This window comes from Sulfurimonas sp. NW7, assembly GCF_051132265.1.
In the GTDB taxonomy this organism is placed as follows: domain Bacteria; phylum Campylobacterota; class Campylobacteria; order Campylobacterales; family Sulfurimonadaceae; genus Sulfurimonas; species Sulfurimonas hydrogeniphila.
This window is the reverse complement of sequence record NZ_CP093235.1, coordinates 554636-573248: the sequence shown is the minus strand read 5'-3', so window position 1 is coordinate 573248 and position 18613 is coordinate 554636. Positions and strand designations below refer to the sequence as shown.

At 39.5% G+C, this 18613-nt stretch carries 16 protein-coding genes; 4 read left to right on the top strand and 12 right to left on the bottom strand.

Going from position 1 to position 18613, the window contains the following annotated elements; all coding sequences use genetic code 11:
• Positions 1–31: 31 nt before the first annotated feature.
• Both MLC35_RS03090 and MLC35_RS03085 read left to right on the top strand, forming a co-directional pair.
• Positions 32–1030 carry an amidoligase family protein gene (locus MLC35_RS03090; RefSeq protein ID WP_434637771.1) on the top strand — a complete coding sequence of 333 codons (999 nt, stop codon included), beginning with the start codon at positions 32–34 and terminating at the stop codon, positions 1028–1030.
• Complete coding sequence (locus tag MLC35_RS03085; protein WP_434637769.1) at positions 1009–1683, top strand: gamma-glutamyl-gamma-aminobutyrate hydrolase family protein; 675 nt, start codon at positions 1009–1011, stop codon at positions 1681–1683. Before MLC35_RS03090 ends, MLC35_RS03085 begins: the two co-directional genes overlap by 22 nt.
• Here the strand turns inward: MLC35_RS03085 and MLC35_RS03080 are convergent.
• The 12 genes from MLC35_RS03080 to yajC all read right to left on the bottom strand — a co-directional run bounded on the left by MLC35_RS03080 (position 1676) and on the right by yajC (position 15153).
• Positions 1676–2086, bottom strand: a complete 411-nt coding sequence (locus MLC35_RS03080) for a YqaA family protein (protein WP_151900901.1) — start codon at positions 2084–2086, stop codon at positions 1676–1678. The genes MLC35_RS03085 and MLC35_RS03080 overlap by 8 nt on opposite strands.
• Positions 2087–5080 carry a DEAD/DEAH box helicase gene (locus tag MLC35_RS03075; protein ID WP_434637767.1) on the bottom strand — a complete coding sequence of 998 codons (2994 nt, stop codon included), beginning with the start codon at positions 5078–5080 and terminating at the stop codon, positions 2087–2089.
• Positions 5080–5451, bottom strand: a complete 372-nt coding sequence (locus tag MLC35_RS03070; protein WP_151900903.1) for a bactofilin family protein — start codon at positions 5449–5451, stop codon at positions 5080–5082. Before MLC35_RS03070 ends, MLC35_RS03075 begins: the two co-directional genes overlap by 1 nt.
• A complete protein-coding gene (locus tag MLC35_RS03065; protein WP_230973255.1) occupies positions 5352–6311 on the bottom strand; it encodes a peptidoglycan DD-metalloendopeptidase family protein in 960 nt (319 codons plus the stop codon). Before MLC35_RS03065 ends, MLC35_RS03070 begins: the two co-directional genes overlap by 100 nt.
• Positions 6301–7386 carry a bifunctional folylpolyglutamate synthase/dihydrofolate synthase gene (locus MLC35_RS03060; RefSeq protein WP_434637764.1) on the bottom strand — a complete coding sequence of 362 codons (1086 nt, stop codon included), beginning with the start codon at positions 7384–7386 and terminating at the stop codon, positions 6301–6303. Before MLC35_RS03060 ends, MLC35_RS03065 begins: the two co-directional genes overlap by 11 nt.
• 62 nt (positions 7387–7448) lie before the next feature.
• On the bottom strand, positions 7449–8996 hold the full coding sequence (locus MLC35_RS03055; RefSeq protein WP_434581237.1) for a GGDEF domain-containing protein: 1548 nt from the start codon (positions 8994–8996) through the stop codon (positions 7449–7451).
• A gap of 16 nt (positions 8997–9012) precedes the next feature.
• Positions 9013–9531, bottom strand: coding sequence for an LPS assembly lipoprotein LptE (gene lptE, locus MLC35_RS03050; protein ID WP_188109978.1), 519 nt, complete (start codon positions 9529–9531; stop codon positions 9013–9015).
• Positions 9532–9533: 2 nt separating this feature from the next.
• The gene (gene leuS / locus MLC35_RS03045) at positions 9534–12005 is read right to left on the bottom strand and encodes a leucine--tRNA ligase (protein WP_434637761.1); all 2472 of its coding nucleotides are present in this window, start codon (positions 12003–12005) and stop codon (positions 9534–9536) included.
• A 14-nt stretch (positions 12006–12019) separates the two neighbouring features.
• Positions 12020–12358, bottom strand: coding sequence for a DUF6394 family protein (locus MLC35_RS03040; protein WP_151900907.1), 339 nt, complete (start codon positions 12356–12358; stop codon positions 12020–12022).
• Positions 12358–13329, bottom strand: coding sequence for a protein translocase subunit SecF (gene secF, locus MLC35_RS03035; protein WP_151900908.1), 972 nt, complete (start codon positions 13327–13329; stop codon positions 12358–12360). Before secF ends, MLC35_RS03040 begins: the two co-directional genes overlap by 1 nt.
• Before the next feature lie 2 nt (positions 13330–13331).
• Entirely contained in the window at positions 13332–14897 is a 1566-nt protein-coding gene (secD, locus tag MLC35_RS03030) for a protein translocase subunit SecD (protein ID WP_151900909.1), read from the bottom strand.
• Positions 14887–15153 (bottom strand): preprotein translocase subunit YajC, encoded by a 267-nt coding sequence (gene yajC / locus MLC35_RS03025; protein WP_151900910.1) that lies wholly within the window; start codon positions 15151–15153, stop codon positions 14887–14889. The genes secD and yajC overlap by 11 nt, the downstream gene beginning before the upstream one ends.
• An 84-nt stretch (positions 15154–15237) precedes the next feature.
• Here yajC and MLC35_RS03020 point away from each other — a divergent pair, with 84 nt between their 5' ends.
• Both MLC35_RS03020 and MLC35_RS03015 read left to right on the top strand, forming a co-directional pair.
• A complete protein-coding gene (locus MLC35_RS03020; protein WP_434637759.1) occupies positions 15238–16446 on the top strand; it encodes an apolipoprotein N-acyltransferase in 1209 nt (402 codons plus the stop codon).
• A 55-nt stretch (positions 16447–16501) separates the two neighbouring features.
• Positions 16502–18601: an RNA degradosome polyphosphate kinase gene (locus MLC35_RS03015; RefSeq protein ID WP_434637757.1), complete on the top strand. Its 2100-nt coding sequence runs from the start codon at positions 16502–16504 to the stop codon at positions 18599–18601.
• The last annotated feature ends 12 nt before the right edge of the window (positions 18602–18613 follow it).

Here is an 18613-nt window from a genome sequence, read left to right as displayed (position 1 = left end):
AAAACAGTATAATTGCAGTATGAATCATTTTATGCAACCACCTGTACGTATCAACGCTTCAAATGAGCTTCGAAAAGTCGGCTTTGAACTTGAATACAGTGCCATAGAGTTACAAAAAAGTGCAGAATTACTTATTGAAACTCTAGAATCCGGCAGTATGGAAAAAATAAATCCTTATCATTACAAAATCAGAGATACCTGCTGTGGCGACTTTAATCTTATCCTTGATTTTCAGTTTCTTATTTCACAGGGTCTGCAAAAATGGCTGCAGAATATAGGACTTGATCAGTTTATCGAAACAGAAATTGCACTGGCTTTGGAAGAGTTCATAGCCACCCTTTCTCAAACTATCGTGCCTTATGAAATCACAACACCGCCGCTTCCTTTGGATAAAATTGCAATTATAGAGAAGATAAAAGAGACGTTTCGAATAAACGGAGCACTTGGAACTGATGCCAATCCTCTCTATGCCTTTGGCTTTCATATCAATCCTCAGGCCTTCTCTTTTGAAGTAACAGAAATTATTGATACACTCAGGGCCTTTTTCATTCTTTATGAGACGCTTGTGCTATGGCTGCAACCTGATATTGTACGCAGAATCAGCCCCTATATCAAACCTTTTGAAGAGGAGTATATACAAAAAGTACTCAAAGCCTCTTACAAACCGGATATGAACCGGTTTATCTGTGACTATATGCAATATAACCCTACCCGTAATCGCGCGCTGGACCTCTTGCCTCTGCTTGCCTGGATAGATTCCAATCAGGTTTTCAAGACACTTCCCGAAGAAAAAATTTCACCACGTCCTGCCTATCATTATCGCCTTCCAAACTCCAAGGTTGACAAAAAAGAGTGGCACACCTACGATGCCTGGAACAGCTGGGTCATCATTGAAAAACTCGCTCAAGACAAAGAGATGCTTGCACAACTTGCCGGCGAATACAGCAAATACCTCACTGACCCTTTTTCATTTTTGAAAAAAGAGAAGTGGTTGCAGCAGGTAAATGTATGGCTGAAAAAACAAATATAATCATAACAGGCTCAAGCAAAGGAAGTCGCAGTGCCTGGGTGACAAGTCGTGCTTTGCTCACGCTTTTTGGTGTGAATGCAAGGTTTTTGCATCCTGATAATTGGGACAAGAACACCCAAATGGATGGGCTTGTGCTTACAGGAGGTGTGGATATTGATCCGCATACTTTTCATACATCCAGGCACCCCAGTGTAAAAAAAACCGAACCACTGCGTGATGCAATGGAACTCTTTTTACTTGAGCGCGCACTCACACAAAACATTCCCGTTATGGGAATATGCAGAGGCATGCAGCTTATCAATCTCTTTATGGGCGGATCACTTCACCCGCATATACCGGAAATGGATTTGGATTTTAGACATCCGCATTCTCTGCTGCCTCAAAACACCATCAAAATAGAACCAAAAAGCCATCTGCATAAAATTCTCAAAGCCGAAAAATTAAAAGTCAATGCCCTGCATCATCAAACAGTGAGAACACTTGGAAAAGGGCTGAAAATTGCAGCAAAAGATACAAACGGCCTCATACAGGCCATTGAAACAGACAATGAAGACTTCATTCTGGGTCTGCAGTGGCACCCGGAGTTTATGCCCTATCACTGGAGTACCTACCGAATTTTTGAAGCTTTTTCCAAAGAGATAAAAATCAGATAAAAAAAAGTGCCAACAGAATATAACGAATACCTTTTGCAAACAGAACAAGCAAAAAAAATCTTTTAAAGTTATAATGCAGAGCACCGGCTACAAAAGTAATAGGGTCACCGATTATCGGCGCCCAGGAGAGCAGCAGCACGATGGCACCGTAACGATCAAACATTGATTCGGCTTTTTTATACGCTCTCATTTTTACATATTTTTTCTGTGCCAGATAATCAACCCCTTTTTTGCCCAAAAAGTAGTTCAAACAGGAACCAAGGGTATTGCCGAGTGTAGCAACACCCAGCAGAGCATAAATATTGTAACCGGCTGTAATATCATAAACCAATACAGCTTCACTCACTACCGGCAATAAAGTCGCAGCACCGAAAGCGCTTAAAAAAAGAGTAATATAGACCAACTAGAGCACTTTTGGTTTGCTGTTTCTTAAATAGTACAGTGTTGCTTTAATAATGTCATCATCATCTTTCGAATCTGATTTTATTGTCTCCTTGGACTCATTTAAATAGGTAAATGTGATATTTTGTCCATAGTTTGAAATCGTTTTGATTTTTTTCTCCAGGGACAAAAGTTTAATAACCATCAATTCAAAAAACTGTTTGGTAGGAATGTCCAATTCGCCAAAGCGGTCTATTACCTCTTCTTCTATTTCATAGATCTCCACAGCACTTTCACACTGGGCAAGTCTTCTGTAGATATCTAAACGCAACCTGTCTTCTTGTACAATTTCATCACTGATAAAAGCGGATATGCTCAGTTTTACATCTACCTTTGCCCGCTCTCCCTCGGCTGTATTGCTCAACTCTTTTATAGCATCTTCAAGCATTCGAAGATACAGAGAATAGCCGATATTTTTAATATGTCCGCTTTGTGCATCTCCTACAAGATTCCCGCCGCCGCGAATTTCCAAATCATGATGTGCCAGCACAGAACCCGAGCCTAAAAAGGAGTTCGATTCTAATGCCAAAAGGCGTTTTTTGGCTTCATCTGTCAAATTTTCTTTGTTTTGTACAATAAAATAGGCAAAACCCTCATTGTGTCCACGACCTACACGCCCGCGAAGCTGATGCAAATCTGCTATACCAAATCTGTCTGCACCGTCTACAATGATGGTATTGACACGGGGCATATGAATACCGCTCTCGATAATGGAGGTGGCTATCATGACATCATATTCGCCTGCTTCAAATTTCAGCAGCTCTTTTTCTGTTTCCACTGCCGATATTTTAGAATGCAGCATCAGCATTCTCAAGTCAGGTAACAGGGCCTGCAGTTCTCCCAGTTTTATAGGCATATGGTCAATTGAATTGTGCACATAAAAAACCTGACCGCCACGACGAAGTTCTCTCAAAATAACCTCTTTTATCAGCTTTTCATCATACTCTTTTACAAAAGTCCTTACACCCTGGCGCTCACTCGGCGCTGTCAATAGCTGACTCATTGTTTTTATGGAACTGAGTGCCTGATTGAGTGATCGCGGAATCGGTGTTGCACTCATAGAGAGCAGATGCACATTATGGTAGAGCTCTTTGATTTTCTCTTTTTGCTTCACGCCAAACTTGTGTTCTTCATCTATAATAACGACGCCAAGTTTCTTAAATTCCAGTCCAAAAAGCGTATGTGTCCCGACAACACAATCTATTTCACCGCTTGCCAGCCCTTTAATAACTGCATTTTTCTCTTTTGTGGTGACAAATCTGTCAAGTTTTGCATAACGGATACCCAAATCTTTAAACCGCTCATCCAAAGAACGCCAGTGCTGTGCTGAAAGCAGTGTAGTTGGTACAATAAATGCCGACTGATAGCCTGACTTGTAGGCTGCATAAATAGTGTTGAGTGCGATTTCTGTTTTACCAAAACCGACATCTCCGCTTAAAAGTCGGTCCATTATATGCCCTGAACTCATTTGTGAGAGTATCTCCTCAACAGCCTGAGTCTGGTCATCTGTATATTCAAAGCCTGAAAGTGCCTGAAACTGCTCCAGCTCTTTTTTATCCAAGGAAATCTTTGGTGCTTTTATAAGCGCTCTTGCTGCTGCCGTGTTAACAATCTGTCCTGCAATTTCAAGCAGCCTTTTTTTTACCTTTGCCTTGAGTTTGCCAAAGCTTCCTTTTCCCAGCCTGTCCAGTACAGGTGTCGCACCGCCTCCTGCAATGTAACGGTCAATATAGTCGAGGTTTTCTACAGGCAGCAGTATTTTATCATCACCAACATATTTAATGACGATAAAGTCTTTGACTCCGCCGAGTATTTCGGTTTTTTCGATTTTTTCAAAGATACCAACACCATAATCTTCATGAACTACATAATCACCTGCTTTTAAATCATCCAAAAGAATAGAGGTTTTTCTTCTGCGGCGTTTTTTATCGGCTTTGTTCAGTGATATAACCAGCTCATCAGGTGTAATAATATTTAATATATAAGGAGCCTCTACAATGCTTAAACCTGTTGTATCATAAATACCGGCCTGTTTTATTGTCGCATTATTTGCAGCAATGAGCGTTACTTTCTTGTTTGGATGTACTTTTAAAAGCTGGGCGGCATTGACAACAACCAACTCTTTGACGGCATCGTTTTCTTCTAACAATTCAAGATCAAAAGCATCTCTTGGAAGCTGCGGATTGTTTATACCGTAGGCATCTTTGAGTATATTGTCTAAATTTCTGACAAGTTTGACATTTTTGCCTGCTAAAAAATTCTCTGCCAATTCATCAAGATGCCAAAAGCCCAAAGAGGCTACATCTTTGTTGAGTGCATCAAATTCACTCTTTTGTATTTTTTGATGCAAGGCATTGTAGGATGCTTCATCCAGAGCATAAAAAGCACTTCGTATTTCTACACTTTCCAAATCATCGCCGAGGGTTCTTTGTGTTTCAAGGGCAAAGGATTTTATTTGTTCTATTTCATTGTCAAAGAGGGAAATTCTTATCGGATTTTCGGAAGAAGGTACAAAAATATCTATAATATCCCCACGATGAGAAATTTCACCTGCAACCTGTACCATATCAACAAAAGTGTATCCCCAGTAAAGCATCTGCTCTTTAAACTCTTTGAGATTAATCTCTGAGCCAAATTCAAGCCTCATCTCACCGAGCAGCTCTTTTTTTGGCAAATGAAAGAGAAGTGTTTTTAAAGGAGATATTACAAGCGGTTTTTTCGCGCAAAAATGGTATGTTCTTAAAGCAAAACAGAGTTCGTGCAACTCTTCTTTGTAAGAACGCAAATCATCACCGTAACCTGGTCTGAAATCGGGAAAAACAACAACATCCCGTCCAAAAAACTTTGCTACATTTTCAAGTTCATATGCTTCTTTTGCATCTTCACATACCAAAACTTCAAGGGCATCTTTTTGTGCATTGTTTTTAAAATGATTAAATAAAATTGCCTGTGACATTACTTTCCTGTTTCTTTTACTATTGAGTTTCCCTGAAAAATACCTTTGGCCTCTATGACAAGTTCAAGCGAGGTAATTTCGCCATTTACATGTCCTGCCGCTTTTATTTCAACACGGTCTGCATGTATACTCCCCTCAACCAGGCCTTGAACCACGAGACGCTTTGTTGTAATATCGCCTTTTACATGTCCGTTTTTACCCACATTCACCTCTTTGGACGACTTTATAAACCCCTCTAACTCTCCGTCTATATAAAGATTGCATGTAAGTTCTATTTCGCCTTTGATTTTTGCTCCGGCTGTGACAATTGCTGTGTTTGCATCTGTTTTATCACTTTTATCCGTGATGTTGCCATTATTAAAGATTGCCATGGTATCTTTTTCTCCTTTTTAAAAATTTCATCATAATTTTGCTGTGTCCATTTTATAAAATAATACGGATTTAATGCACGGTGAATAAAGCGTATTTCATAATGCAAATGCGGTCCGTTACTGAGCCCGGAATTGCCTGTATAGGCAATTAAATCACCTTTTTTTACAAATTGTCCTGACTTTACCACAATTTTGTTTAAATGTCCAAAGTACGATTTAAAACCATACACATGTTCGAGTATGACAAGTTTTCCAAAACCGCTGCGCCTGTGCAGCCCTGCCCATTCAACAATACCGTCAGCCGTTGCATACACAGGAGTATTGAATTTCGCTTTCATGTCAGAACCACGATGAAACTCTTTTTTATGCAGTGTCGGGTGTATTCTGTAGCCGAATTTGCTTGTAATTCCATGGTATTTTACAGGGGATCCGCTTGGTATAAGTTCCAGCAGTGTTGCTCTGTGCGATGAACTGAGCATTGTCATATTTACTCTTTCGGCCAAAGATTCAGTCGCAAGAGGTTTGAGCCCTATGAGCGTTTCAATCTGAGACAAAGAATCTGAAAGTTCATCAAGCTCTTTTTCTTTTGCCAAAAGGGAATGTGTTGTACTCTTCATCTCTTTTTGCAAGGCTTGATTTTGACGCAGCATCTCTTTATATGCCTGTGCCACTTCATTTTTTTTACTCTGCAGTTTATCTACACTGGCATTTAAATACAAAATAGTTCCTGCGGCAATCAGTACAATACTCAGTAAAAAAAGTCCGGTATACAAAAAAGCTTTTTTTATAAACTTGTGAACATTAAACTGCTTGACACCGTTGTCATCATGAATAGTAACCGTAAAATGATTATCCACCATGCACCTTCAAAAATGTTTCCACAACACTGAAGGAGCCAAAAACAAGATAATTTTTATTTGCATCTATCCCTTGAAAGCTTGTGTGTTTCATCTGCAAATCCTCTATTGCCTTTTTGAGTTTGCTCAATTCTTCTATTCTTTCATCTTCTACAGCTATAATTTCCACATGTTCAATTATCGGCTGTAAAACAGTAAGTATTTCACTGTAATTTTTATCTTTAAAACTATTATAAACCAATATATATTTATTCTCTTTTAAACTTTCATAAATTGAACGTGCCGCAAGCGTGTTGTGTCCCACATCTATCAGTATGTTTGTCTCTAATTGAGAAAGTCTGCCAAATAATTTTGCATGCTTAAAGTCTTCTGCTTCGTACGAAATGCCCAGACTCTTTAATGCCGCGATACTTGCCATTAAATTTTCTTTTAAATAGCACGCCAACCTGTGATACCTGGCAATTTTTTCAATCTTCGCTTTGTCTTGTGCATCTAAAAGTTCACTGTAATCTGCGACATGGATATTTTTTTCCTGTGCGATTTTTTTGGCAATCTGCATCACTTCTTTATGTGGCTGTTTGGACACAATTACTTTTTTTTGCATAGCATTGAGTTTTGTCGTTGCTATGGACAAAATATCCGAACCCAAAAAAGCTTCATGATCAAAACCAATCGGTGTCACAAGCGTTAAAATATTTTCAAATACCGCTGTTGCATCATGCTCTCCGCCAAGCCCTGCCTCAAGAACAATATAGTCACACTCCTGATACAAAAAAACTGCCAAAAGTGTTGTATATTCAAAGTAGCTTAATGAATCTGCATCCTGGGGGTCCAACAGCGATAAAAGCTTTTGATGTGCTTCGTTTAAGAGTATATCACTGACATTTTCTCCGTTGAACCAAATGCGTTCATTGAAAGTCAGTATATGCGGAGAGGTATAATGCCCCGTAGTAAACCCCAAAGAGTACAAGGCTGACGCCAAAAAACGTCCTGTTGTCCCTTTTCCGTTTGTTCCCACAAGATGAATAATTTTTGGCAATTTTAATGAAGCTTTGATTTTTGCGTATACTCTGGGCATACGGGTGTAGTCTATGGTGTCATAATATAATGGTTTGCTGCTAAGAAATTCCTCTAACACGTTTATTTTTTATACTCCGCTCTGTTTCTTCCCTCTTTTTTGGCTTTATACAGATACTCATCGGCAGAATTTATCGTCGCGTCAAGTGAAATATGATCACTTCGTTGCGCGACACCGGCACTCACAGTCACTTTAATACGCTTGCCTTTATATACAAAACGAGTCTTTTCGACATGCTTTCTCACCTTTTGGGCAAAAGTCACACCACCTTCCAAATCCGTCTCACTTAAAAGTGCCAAAAATTCTTCGCCTCCAAAACGCCCGACTATATCTACTGTTCTACTCTCTTTTTTGAGTATTTTGGCAAATGCCGCCAAAACCGCATCCCCGGCTTCATGTCCATAGGTATCATTTACTTTTTTAAAAAAGTCTATATCAAACATAACAATGACAAAATTATGTCCATAGCGTTTGTATTCTGCCTCTTTCATCGTTAAAAACTCATCAAGCGCGCGCTTGTTATACAACTTCGTTAAAAAATCTTCTTTTGATTCCTGTTTTGCTTCTTCAAGCTCTTTTTCAAGTGTACGGACTTTTTTGCTCAAAGCTTTGACTTCCTCACTGTGTCCCTGCAAATCTTTACTTAAAAGATGTGTATTTTTCTCTAAGGCAACAGCAATTGTAAAAAGTTTTTTATGTGCAAGTGCAAAGTTTACAGTTGATTCTTCCGTATAAGATTCCAACTCAAGTTTTATTTTTTGTATTTCGGCATTTGAGTTGTCAGAACTCTCTATCATGTCTATAAGACGCAGTGAAAGTTTATCGAGAACTCCGTCAATAGACTCTACCATCTCTTTGACAGTTTTTTTGTCAAGTGCTATGCGCAAAGATATGGCTGACCTGATTTCATTTTCAACACTTTCATGTTCAAGCAGTTCAGGATTTTTCTGGATTTTTTCACTCAAAGCTGCAATCGTATCATTCACACTTGAAGCAATGGAGGGAACAAAAGAAGCTATCAAAAGTTTTGATATTTTCTGTAAATCCACACTTTGGTTTTCTTGTGCACCAACACATTCCAAATGTAAATTTTCAATAGTTTTTTGTAAATCCCGCGTATCTACATCACCGTACTCTTTCAATTTTTGCAAAAAAGCATCATCATAAGTAGTTAAAAAATTGACCCATCGTTGTCGAAACTGGTCCAACTGTTCAGGCTGGGCACCATGTTCTATAAGTTCCAGAGTTTTTTGTGCAAGCTCACCCGCTTCTTTGTTGTGCAGTACAGTAATAACCTGCAGTACCCTTTTTGTCAGTAATGTTTGGGATTCAAGCAGGTTTGAACACTGCGTCGGGTTGGTTCTGTTGAGTTTTGAAATCAGCAAACGCACAAACTCATGCATCGTTTTTATATTGTATTTTTTGAGCTCTTTTTGTAAGTCTTTGTTGAGCATGGCATTGAACTTGTCAATATGTTGACAATCTTCAACCTGCATATTTGCTTTTTGCGCCTCTTTGCAAAATGCTTCTGCATAAAAGTCAGGAGTCAGTAATTTTCCTTCGAGTTTTAATCTTTTGACAGCTTTACTTATGATTGTTTGTATAGTCATGTAATCTTCTCCTGATTTATAGTTGTGATCCTTCTGCTGAGACCTGTGCAACAAAAGATGCTATAGCCTTGATGGCACTGAATTTTATCGCATCAAATCGTTCCTGATCTGTTATAACAGCATTTGGTACAACCGAAAAGTCATAGGTACCTCTTGCCGTATACGTTTTTTTAATATTTTTTGATTCTCTTGCAATCTTTAAAACAATTTTTGCCCGATATGCAATAATATACCCTTCTGCATTATACTGAATTGGCGAATAACTCGGTGGTGTCAGAGAAAAATTCAACGTTGTATCGGCATGGGATTTGTCTGTTAGAGAGGCATGAAAAATTTCCACAATGGCGCTGTCTACCGCATCTTTTATTAAAACGGTATTTTGGGGATCCAAAGCTGAAATGACAACATGTGTGTATATTTTTGAACCAATGACACTTCTGGCATACTTTGAACTTGGCTTATATCCGCATGCATTCATTGAAACAAGAAGAATCAAAAGAACAAATACCTTCAATGCATGTGAATATTTTCTCATTCTTAGCCCTTTACAACAATATTGACAAGCTTTTTAGGAACAAAAATCTCTTTGACAATCTCTTTGCCTTCAAGCCACTTGGCAATATTTTCTTTTGCTGCTGCAATAATTGTCTCTTTATCAGCATCAGCGGCAACTTCAATTTCCCCTCTTTTTTTCCCGTTGAGAGAAACACCCAAAGAGATGCTCTCTTCTACAAAAACTTCTTCTACTGTTTCTTGCGGAGCCAGGTTGTTCAGTTTGAAATATTGCTCACTGATTTCATGACAGGTATGAGGAATAACAGGTTCCATAATCGAGCTGAGTATCCAGTATCCTTCCGTCCATACATCTGCATTTTTTTGTGCATTGAGCGCATTCATCGCCTCCATGACACCGGCAATCATTGTATTAAATGTGTATCTTTCATTATAAACATCTTCGGCACGTTTGAGTGCTTCATAGACTTTTTTACGGGCAAACTTCTCTTCTTTACTCAAGTCTGCATGATTGATTTCAGGCTTCTCGTTACATGTAAAGACATTTGCAGTTCGCTCAAAAAATCTTTTTATAAACTTGTAGGCACCCTCAACAGCACTGTCATTCCATTCAAGTTCCTGTGTCGGCGGTGCGGCAAAAAGTATAAACAGACGTGCCGTATCTGCACCGTATTTCTCAATGATGGCATCAGGGTCAACCGTATTGCCCTTTGATTTGCTCATTTTGGCCCCGTCTTTAAGTACCATTCCCTGGGTTAAAAGTTTCTCAAAAGGTTCATCCAAATCAATATAACCCAAATCACGGAACACTTTTGTAAAAAAACGCGCATATAAAAGGTGTAAAATCGCATGTTCTATCCCACCGATGTAATGATCAACACCTTCATGCCCTTTTTGGTGCATCCAGTATTTTATCTGCTCAGGTGAAAATGCCTCTTTTTCCCAGTTTTGAGGCGATGCACAAAAACGCAGGAAATACCAGGAGGATTCTACAAAAGTATCCATCGTATCTGTTTCACGAACAGCATCTTTGCCACACTCCGGACATTTACAGTGTTTCCATGTCGGGTGTTTTTCCAAAGGATTTCCCTCTCCTGTAATCTCTACATCATCCGGCAGAGCCACAGGAAGATTCTCTTTTTTCTCCATAACAAGACCGCACGCCTCACAATGAATAAAAGGAATAGGTGCACCCCAGTATCTTTGACGACTCACACCCCAGTCTTTGAGTTTATAGTTTGTCGTCTTTTTGCCCAAACCTTTTTGTTCAAACACAGCTATGATTTTTTCCTGTGCCTCTTGAGAGTTCATCCCTGTAAATTCGCCGGAATTTATAAGCTCACCGACTTCTGTAAAAGCAGATTTTGAAAAGTCATGTTCTGTTTTAAAAGGCTTGATAACCGGTTTTACAGGCAGGTCATACTTTTTAGCAAAATCATAATCTCTCTCATCATGTGCAGGTACGGCCATAACCGCTCCGCTTCCATAATCCATCAACACAAAATTTGCCACCCAGACAGGAATTTTTTCTCCTGTGAGCGGATGCGTTACATGTAAACCAAGAGAAACACCCGATTTCTCTTTTTGCCGCTCGATTGAAGAGGTGTTTTTCATAGTCTCAATTTTTGCGACAACATCCGCATCAAGCAGTTTGTTCTCAATCATATACGAAACAATTTCATGTTCAGGTGCCAAAGCCGTATAACTCACACCGTAAATGGTGTCAGGTCTTGTTGTAAAAACATCAAAACACTCAAATGTATGCGAAAGTTTTGCTTGACTTGCTTCATCAAAGTGTAAATCAAAAGCAAGTCCGTTTGACTTGCCTATCCAGTTTTCCTGCATCGTCAGAACCTGTTTTGGCCAGCCACCTTCAAGTTTTTTCAAATCATTTAAAAGTTCGTCTGCATAAGCAGTAATTTTAAAATAGTACTGATTCATCTCTTTTTTGACAATCGGTGTGTCACATCGCCAGCAACATCCATCCACTACCTGCTCGTTTGCCAAAACAGTCTGATCATGCGGACACCAGTTAAGCATCCCTTTTTCACGGTACAGCAAACCTTTGTTATACATATCTATGATAAAGCCCTGTTCAAACTTCGTATAAAGCTCATCACTTGTGGCAAATTCACGTTTACGTGAGAAAGAGAAACCCAGAGAATAAAATTCGTTTTTCATATAGTCAATGTTGTCATAGGTCCAGCTTTTAGGATGTGAACCGTTTTTTATAGCAGCATTTTCCGCAGGCATACCAAAGCTGTCAAAGCCAATCGGGTGTAAAACATTTTTGCCCTGCTGTCTGTGGTACCGCGCAAAAGCATCACTGATAGAGTAGTTTCTTACATGTCCCATATGCAGGCGTCCGCTTGGAAACGGAAACATTGAAAGAATGTATTTTTTCTCTTTGGTAAAATCTTCACTCGGCTCAAAACTTTCGTTTTGATTCCAATATTCCTGCCATTTTTTTTCTATAGTTTTTGCGTTATATTCCAATTTTATTCTTCCTGTTAATATTCTTCGTGTGTTTTACTGCTCTCAATGTAGACAAGTCCCATTGAAAATACATTGGCAATCAATGCACCGATTGCCAGGGCAATTGCCCAGGAATCATTCTGCACAATAACCAAAAAGACAAATGCCGGAATCAGGTGCAGGTCTGCCACCAAAGAAGATGCCAACAGTTCGGCTGAAAGCAGATTACGCACACCGATTTTTAAAATTGTTGAAATCAGATTCACACTTGCGGCTATAAACAATGAAATAGCCGTATTTTCATATAAAAACCCTGCGATCGATGTAAGACTCATTAATGAAAAAAATACGTATACTACTTTACCCCAATCCATTACATAACTCCTGATTCAAACTGTTCGCGCATTCTGTTTTTTTCTGCTTCTCTTTTTGCTTTTTCTGCCAGTTTTGCATGATAGTTTTTCACATCAAAACCAAACAGTATCAACAACGGTGAAGCAACAAAGATGGACGAATATGTTCCTACGATTATACCTACCAAAAGCGTAAATGCAAAGGCATGAATAATCTCTCCGCCAAACATAAACAGTGTAAAAACCACAAAAAAGGTCGTTAAAGAGGTCAGTGTCGTACGGGCAAGCGTTCTTGTGATAGATTCATTGATAATCTCTGTCAAATTCGCTTTTTTGGATTTTGTAATCCCTTCGCGGATACGGTCAAAGACAATAATTGTATCGTTGAGCGAATATCCCAAAAGTGTCAGTATTGCAGCAAGTACATCAAGATTGACATCAATCTGAAAGAGAGCCACCGCACCCATTGCAATCGAGACATCATGCACTAACGCGGCTATAGAAGCCACGGCAAATCGCCATTCAAATCGAAATGCCACATAAACAAGAATCGCGGCTATAGAGAGAAAAAGTGCCATAAGCCCTTTCTCTTTTAACTCTGAACCTACTTTTGGACCTACAATATCAACACGGCGAATCGTAAAATTGCCTGTACCCTGCAGTGCTGCTCTTGCAACATCACCGATGTCTTTTGCTACACTCGCACTCGATGTTTTCATACGAATGACAACTTCATCCGGAGAACCGAACTCACTGATGGAAGCACCGTCAAAAAGTTTGTCTGCCTGCAGTTTTTCCCGCATCGCTTTGATAGGGGCTTTTGTGTCATACTTTACCTGAACAATCGTTCCTCCGGCAAAGTCGATCCCGTAATTGAGTCCTTTTGTCGCCAAAATCGCATATGAAGCCAAGATAAGAATAATTGAAACTGCCATCGCAATTTTTGATTTACCCATAAAATCAATGGGCTGTTTATACTTAAAAAATTCCATAATTATCCTTTAATCCCAAACCAGAAACGGTAATTTTTGCTTTTGCCCATTTTAGGTTCAAGCATCTGATAAATTCCGTGTGTTCCGAGAATTGCAGTGAGCATAGATGCCAAAATACCGATACTCATAGTAATGGCAAACCCTTTTATAGCACCTGTACCATAGACATACAAGACAACAGAAGCAATCAGCGTCGTGATATTTGCATCCAAAATTGCCGTCATTGCGTTTGCGTAGCCTTCTTCTATGGCCTTGTGCATAGATTTTCCCTCATAAATGAGTTCACGAATTCTTTCGGTAATAATGACATTCGCATCCACCGCCATACCGACCGTCAGGACAATACCTGCCATACCCGGCAGCGTCAACGTCGCACCAAAAAGACTCATAACCGCCAAAAGAATCAACAGGTTTGCAATCAGGGCAATATTTGCAATTACCCCTGCCATACGATAATAAACCATCATAAAAACAATAACAAGAATAAAACCGCCTATCAGCGCTATCATAGATGCTTTAATGCTGTCAGCACCCAGACTTGGGCCGACAGAACGTTTTTCCATCATATATATTGGTGCCAATAATGCACCCGAACGCAGTGCAATCGCCAAATCTTTTGCCTCAAGCACTGTATAGTTTCCGGAAATCTGTCCGCTGCCTCCGCCGATGCGTTCATTAATGTTCGGTGCAGAGTAGACTTTCCCGTCAAGTACGACTGCCAGACGTTTGCCTACGTTTTTGCCGGTAAAATCACCGAAGATGTCAGCACCCTCTGCATTGAGTTTAAAATTAATCACCGGACGGTTGTTTTGGTCAAAACCGACATTTGCACCGGTAAGCATCCCGCCGTCCAGAATAGGGATTTCATGCACAAGATATTTGATTTTAGGATTTTTCACATCTTCTAAAATCACATCACCGTATGCCGCCGCATCTGCGTCACTCATATTGTAAACACGTGCATTTCTGGCTTCATCAACTGCCATCATCTCAAGTTTTGCCGCACGAGAAATCAACTCGCGTGCACGCTGTTCTTCCTGCGGTGTTTTAATCCCCGCAAGCTCTACAAGTATCTTGTCTTTTCCCTGACGTGCGACAACGGGCTCTGAGAGTCCGAACTGGTCAAGTCTGTTTCTGATCGTTTCAATTGCCTGCGAGACTGCCTGCTGTTTTGTTTTTTCTATCTCTTTAGGCGTCAGACTCAAGGTTATGACAGAACCTTTGTGTGTAACTTTCACACCTTCAAGTTTTGATAAAAAATCATCAAAGTTTTTAATCTCGTCACTATCAAGCACTTCAAAAGTTACACTTTTGCTGTCAAAGCTCAATCCGTCTATTAAAATATCATTGCGTTCTGCAAAGTGTTTGATACTTGCCGCTATTGATTTAATACGTGATTTAGTCGCTTCCTCGGTTTTCACACCGAGCAGCATATGCAGTCCACCCTGTAAATCAAGGCCTAAGGTTATTTTTTTGCCGCTTTGGGTCTGTAAAAGGGATGGAAGAGAAAATACAATTCCAAACACTATTGCCAGAGCAAAGATGACTATGCGATAATTAAGCTTCATCCTCGAACTTCTTTGCAATGGAATCTTTTGTAATTTTTACGAGTGTATCATCATTGAGTTTTACTGTCAAAAAGTTCTCTTCAACTTTATGAACAACAACGATAAAACCGCCGTTAGTGATGACTTTGTCACCTTTTTTAAGAGATTCAATCATCTCTTTTTTGGCCTTGGCCTCTTTTTGCTGTGGGCGAATAATTACGAAATACATAATTGCAATTAAAAATACAAACGGTAGTAGTTGGGAGATAATTTCCATATCTTGTGCTTCCTTCTCTTATAAAATTGCAGCGATTATACAAAAAATATACTAATAAGCTCTTAAATTCAGTACAATTTCAAAATGAATTCCTTAACAAAAAATATTTTACTCGCAATTGGCACGGCTGCACTTTTCAGTGCTTTTATCTATTTGGAATATTTTAGCATTGAAAATAAATTTTTCAATACCCTTTTTGGACTTGGAGCAATAGCACTGCTTCTTAGCATTCCTAAAAAAGCGGTTCTTTTTAGCGGTTTTTTTATAGGACTCTTTTGGTTTTACTGGATCGGTTTCAGTTTTAAATACCAGGGTGTCGGTTATATGGAGCCTTTTGTTACTCTCGGCTTCGGCATTCTCTATCTTCTCTTTTTTGCACCGCTTGCCTTTACAGACAAGCCCTATATACGGGCCCTACTGCTTTTTGGGCTCAGCTTTTTTGAACCGCTTGGCTGGAACTGGATGAAAATTGAGCTCTTGTTTGTCAACAGTTATATAGGTGTTTACAAATATCAGTTGGCGGCTGTTTTGCTCGCCCTCTCCCTGCCTTCACTGATAAAAAACAAAAAATACAGATATTTGCCTCTTTTGCTTCTCGTTTTTGCCTATAACTACGGCTATCCCAAGCAGCATGATGCGCCCCTGAAAATAAAGCTGGTACAAACAGAAATCCCCCAAAGTGTCAAGTGGGAGAGAAGCAGCCTCTACCCTACCGTTGCCATGATTTTTGAAAAAATCCGTCAGGCACAGGCAGAAGGCTATGATGTTGTCATATTCCCCGAATCTGTCTTCCCTCTTTTTATGAATGAAATGCCGAAACTGATGCAGGAACTTCGTAAGGCTTCTGAAAAAATCACTGTCATTGCCGGTGCACTGATGCGTGAAAACAATCTCAACTACAATGTCACCTATATGTTTGACAAAGGCAGATACAAGGTTGCCAAAAAACTCATTCTGGTACCCTTTGGCGAGTACATTCCTCTGCCAAAATTTGCACAAAAATTCATCAACGATACTTTTTTTCAAGGATCAAGTGATTTTGTTACGGCAAAAAAACCGACAGACTTTGTCATAAAAGGTATCAGGTTCAGAAATGCCGTCTGTTATGAGGCTACATGTAAAGAGCTCTACAATGGCAATGTAAAATATATGATTGCCATAAGCAACAATGCATGGTTTACCCCTTCTATTGAGCCGACACTGCAGAAGTTGCTTTTAGAGTACTATGCCCGAAAAAACGGTGTGACAATTTACCACGCAGCCAACATGAGCGGCACAGGTGTAATCAAATAGTAATAATTTCTTTGCTATAATAAAGAAAAAACTTACCAAAGAAAGTGAAAATTTTATGATAAACCTTAAAAATCCCAATCTTTATTTAAACCGTGAGCTTTCATGGTTACAGTTTAACACAAGAGTCCTCAAACAGGCACAGGATGAATCTTTGCCTCTGCTTGAACGTCTCAAATTTCTTGCCATTTACGGGACAAATCTGGATGAGTTCTATATGATTCGCGTGGCAGGACTTAAAAAGCTTTTTGCCGCGGGTATTATCGTCTCAGGGGCCGACAGGCTGACACCTCTGCAACAGCTTCGTGAAATAAGAAACTATCTGCATCAGGAACAGCAGGTTGTCGAGCACTGCAGAAGTGAAATATTTAAAAAACTTGAGCCTCATGGTATCAGTGTAAAGACATATGATGAAGTGAACAATCAGGACAAACATAAGCTCAACCAGTATTTCAATGAAAACATCTATCCGGTAATTATTCCCATTGCCATAGATGCCACACATCCTTTTCCACACCTTAACAACCTGAGTTTCGGACTTATCGTAAAACTTCGCGATATGGACAACGAAAACATAGAACGCTTTGGAATTATACGTGTTCCCCGTGTTTTAAACAGATTTGTAGAGCTTGGAAACGGAACCTATGTACCGATAGAAAGTGTTGTGGAAAAGCATGTTGATGAACTTTTTCCGGGCTATGAGCTTATCAAATATGCCCCTTTTCGCGTGACAAGAAATGCTGATATTGCCATAGAAGAAGAGGAAGCTGATGACTTTATGGAGATTCTTGAAGAGGGGCTCAAACTCCGCCGTAAAGGAGAAATGGTCCGGCTTGAGGTCGGTTCAAATGCTGATGATGAAATCATTAACTTTTTTAACCGTCATGCACATATATACAAAGATGACATCTACAGATACCATACCTTTTTAAATCTCTCAAGTCTTTGGCAGATAGTATCGAACAAAAACTTTGCACATCTTTTGTCACCGGCATTTCAACCAAAAAATCTGCCGCCTTTTGAAAACAATGAAGATATTTTCTCTATCCTGGAAAAGCAGGATGTCTTGATGTACCATCCTTATCAGAGTTTTGACCCTGTGGTAAATCTCATTCAACATGCGGCAAAAGACCCTGATGTTGTCTCTATAAAAATGACACTCTACCGTTCAGGGACAAAGTCGCCTATCGTCAAATCTTTGATGGATGCCAGTGAATCGGGAAAACAGGTTACCGTTATGGTTGAACTTAAAGCACGTTTTGACGAGGAAAACAATCTTATCTGGGCAAAAGCCCTTGAAAAATCAGGAGCCCATGTTATTTACGGAATTCAAGGGTTTAAAGTCCATGCAAAAGCGGCTTTGATCACAAGAAGAAAAAACGGAAAACTCAAGCAGTATGCCCATTTAGGCACAGGAAACTATAACCCTTCCACTGCAAAAATATATACTGACATGAGTTATATGACGAGCAAGGACACCATCACCAATGACTTAACACGCTTTTTTCACTTTTTGACAGGCTTTAGCAAAAAAGGAAAACTCAATGAGTTATATATGTCTCCTTCACAAATCAAGCCTAAAGTCCTTTCACTCATTCACAATGAAACAAGACAGGGAAAAAACGGACATATCATTGCAAAGATAAACTCACTTGTTGACGATGATGTCATCAGAGCACTCTACAAAGCCTCTATAGCCGGTGTAAAAGTCGAGCTTATTGTACGTGGTATCTGCTGTTTGAAGCCCGGTATCAAAGATGTCAGCGAAAATATAAGAGTTGTTTCCATTTTGGGAAAATACCTCGAGCATGCCCGTACTTTTTATTTTAAAAATGATGCATCAAAAGTCTATATCTCAAGTGCAGACTGGATGCCCCGAAATCTTGTGCGGCGTATAGAGCTTTTAACTGCCATCAAAGATGAAGATGCCAAAAAGAAAATTATACAGATTCTCAAACTGCAATGCTCCGACAATGCCCTTGCACATGAACTGCAAAGTGACGGATCCTATATAAAAATCAAACCAAAAGAGGGGCAAAAGGTTATCAACAACCACAAACTTCTTGAAGACTATGTCAATCGCATTGCAAAAGCAACCAAAAAAGAGACCTCTACCTATGTGCAGCAACTGGTTAACCGTCTCTTCATAGAAAGTTAAAGGAGCACGCCT

Bases quoted from the DNA above. Each gene is read 5' to 3' on its own strand.
- MLC35_RS03090 (WP_434637771.1), top strand. From the start codon at position 32: ATGCAACCACCTGTACGTATCAACGCTTCAAATGAGCTTCGAAAAGTC.
- MLC35_RS03085 (WP_434637769.1), top strand. From the start codon at position 1,009: ATGGCTGAAAAAACAAATATAATCATAACAGGCTCAAGCAAAGGAAGT.
- MLC35_RS03075 (WP_434637767.1), bottom strand. From the start codon at position 5,080: ATGTCACAGGCAATTTTATTTAATCATTTTAAAAACAATGCACAAAAA.
- MLC35_RS03070 (WP_151900903.1), bottom strand. From the start codon at position 5,451: ATGGCAATCTTTAATAATGGCAACATCACGGATAAAAGTGATAAAACA.
- MLC35_RS03065 (WP_230973255.1), bottom strand. From the start codon at position 6,311: ATGGTGGATAATCATTTTACGGTTACTATTCATGATGACAACGGTGTC.
- MLC35_RS03060 (WP_434637764.1), bottom strand. From the start codon at position 7,386: ATGCCCAGAGTATACGCAAAAATCAAAGCTTCATTAAAATTGCCAAAA.
- MLC35_RS03055 (WP_434581237.1), bottom strand. From the start codon at position 8,996: ATGACTATACAAACAATCATAAGTAAAGCTGTCAAAAGATTAAAACTC.
- lptE (WP_188109978.1), bottom strand. From the start codon at position 9,531: ATGAGAAAATATTCACATGCATTGAAGGTATTTGTTCTTTTGATTCTT.
- MLC35_RS03040 (WP_151900907.1), bottom strand. From the start codon at position 12,358: ATGGATTGGGGTAAAGTAGTATACGTATTTTTTTCATTAATGAGTCTT.
- secF (WP_151900908.1), bottom strand. From the start codon at position 13,329: ATGGAATTTTTTAAGTATAAACAGCCCATTGATTTTATGGGTAAATCA.
- secD (WP_151900909.1), bottom strand. From the start codon at position 14,897: ATGAAGCTTAATTATCGCATAGTCATCTTTGCTCTGGCAATAGTGTTT.
- yajC (WP_151900910.1), bottom strand. From the start codon at position 15,153: ATGGAAATTATCTCCCAACTACTACCGTTTGTATTTTTAATTGCAATT.
- MLC35_RS03020 (WP_434637759.1), top strand. From the start codon at position 15,238: ATGAATTCCTTAACAAAAAATATTTTACTCGCAATTGGCACGGCTGCA.
- MLC35_RS03015 (WP_434637757.1), top strand. From the start codon at position 16,502: ATGATAAACCTTAAAAATCCCAATCTTTATTTAAACCGTGAGCTTTCA.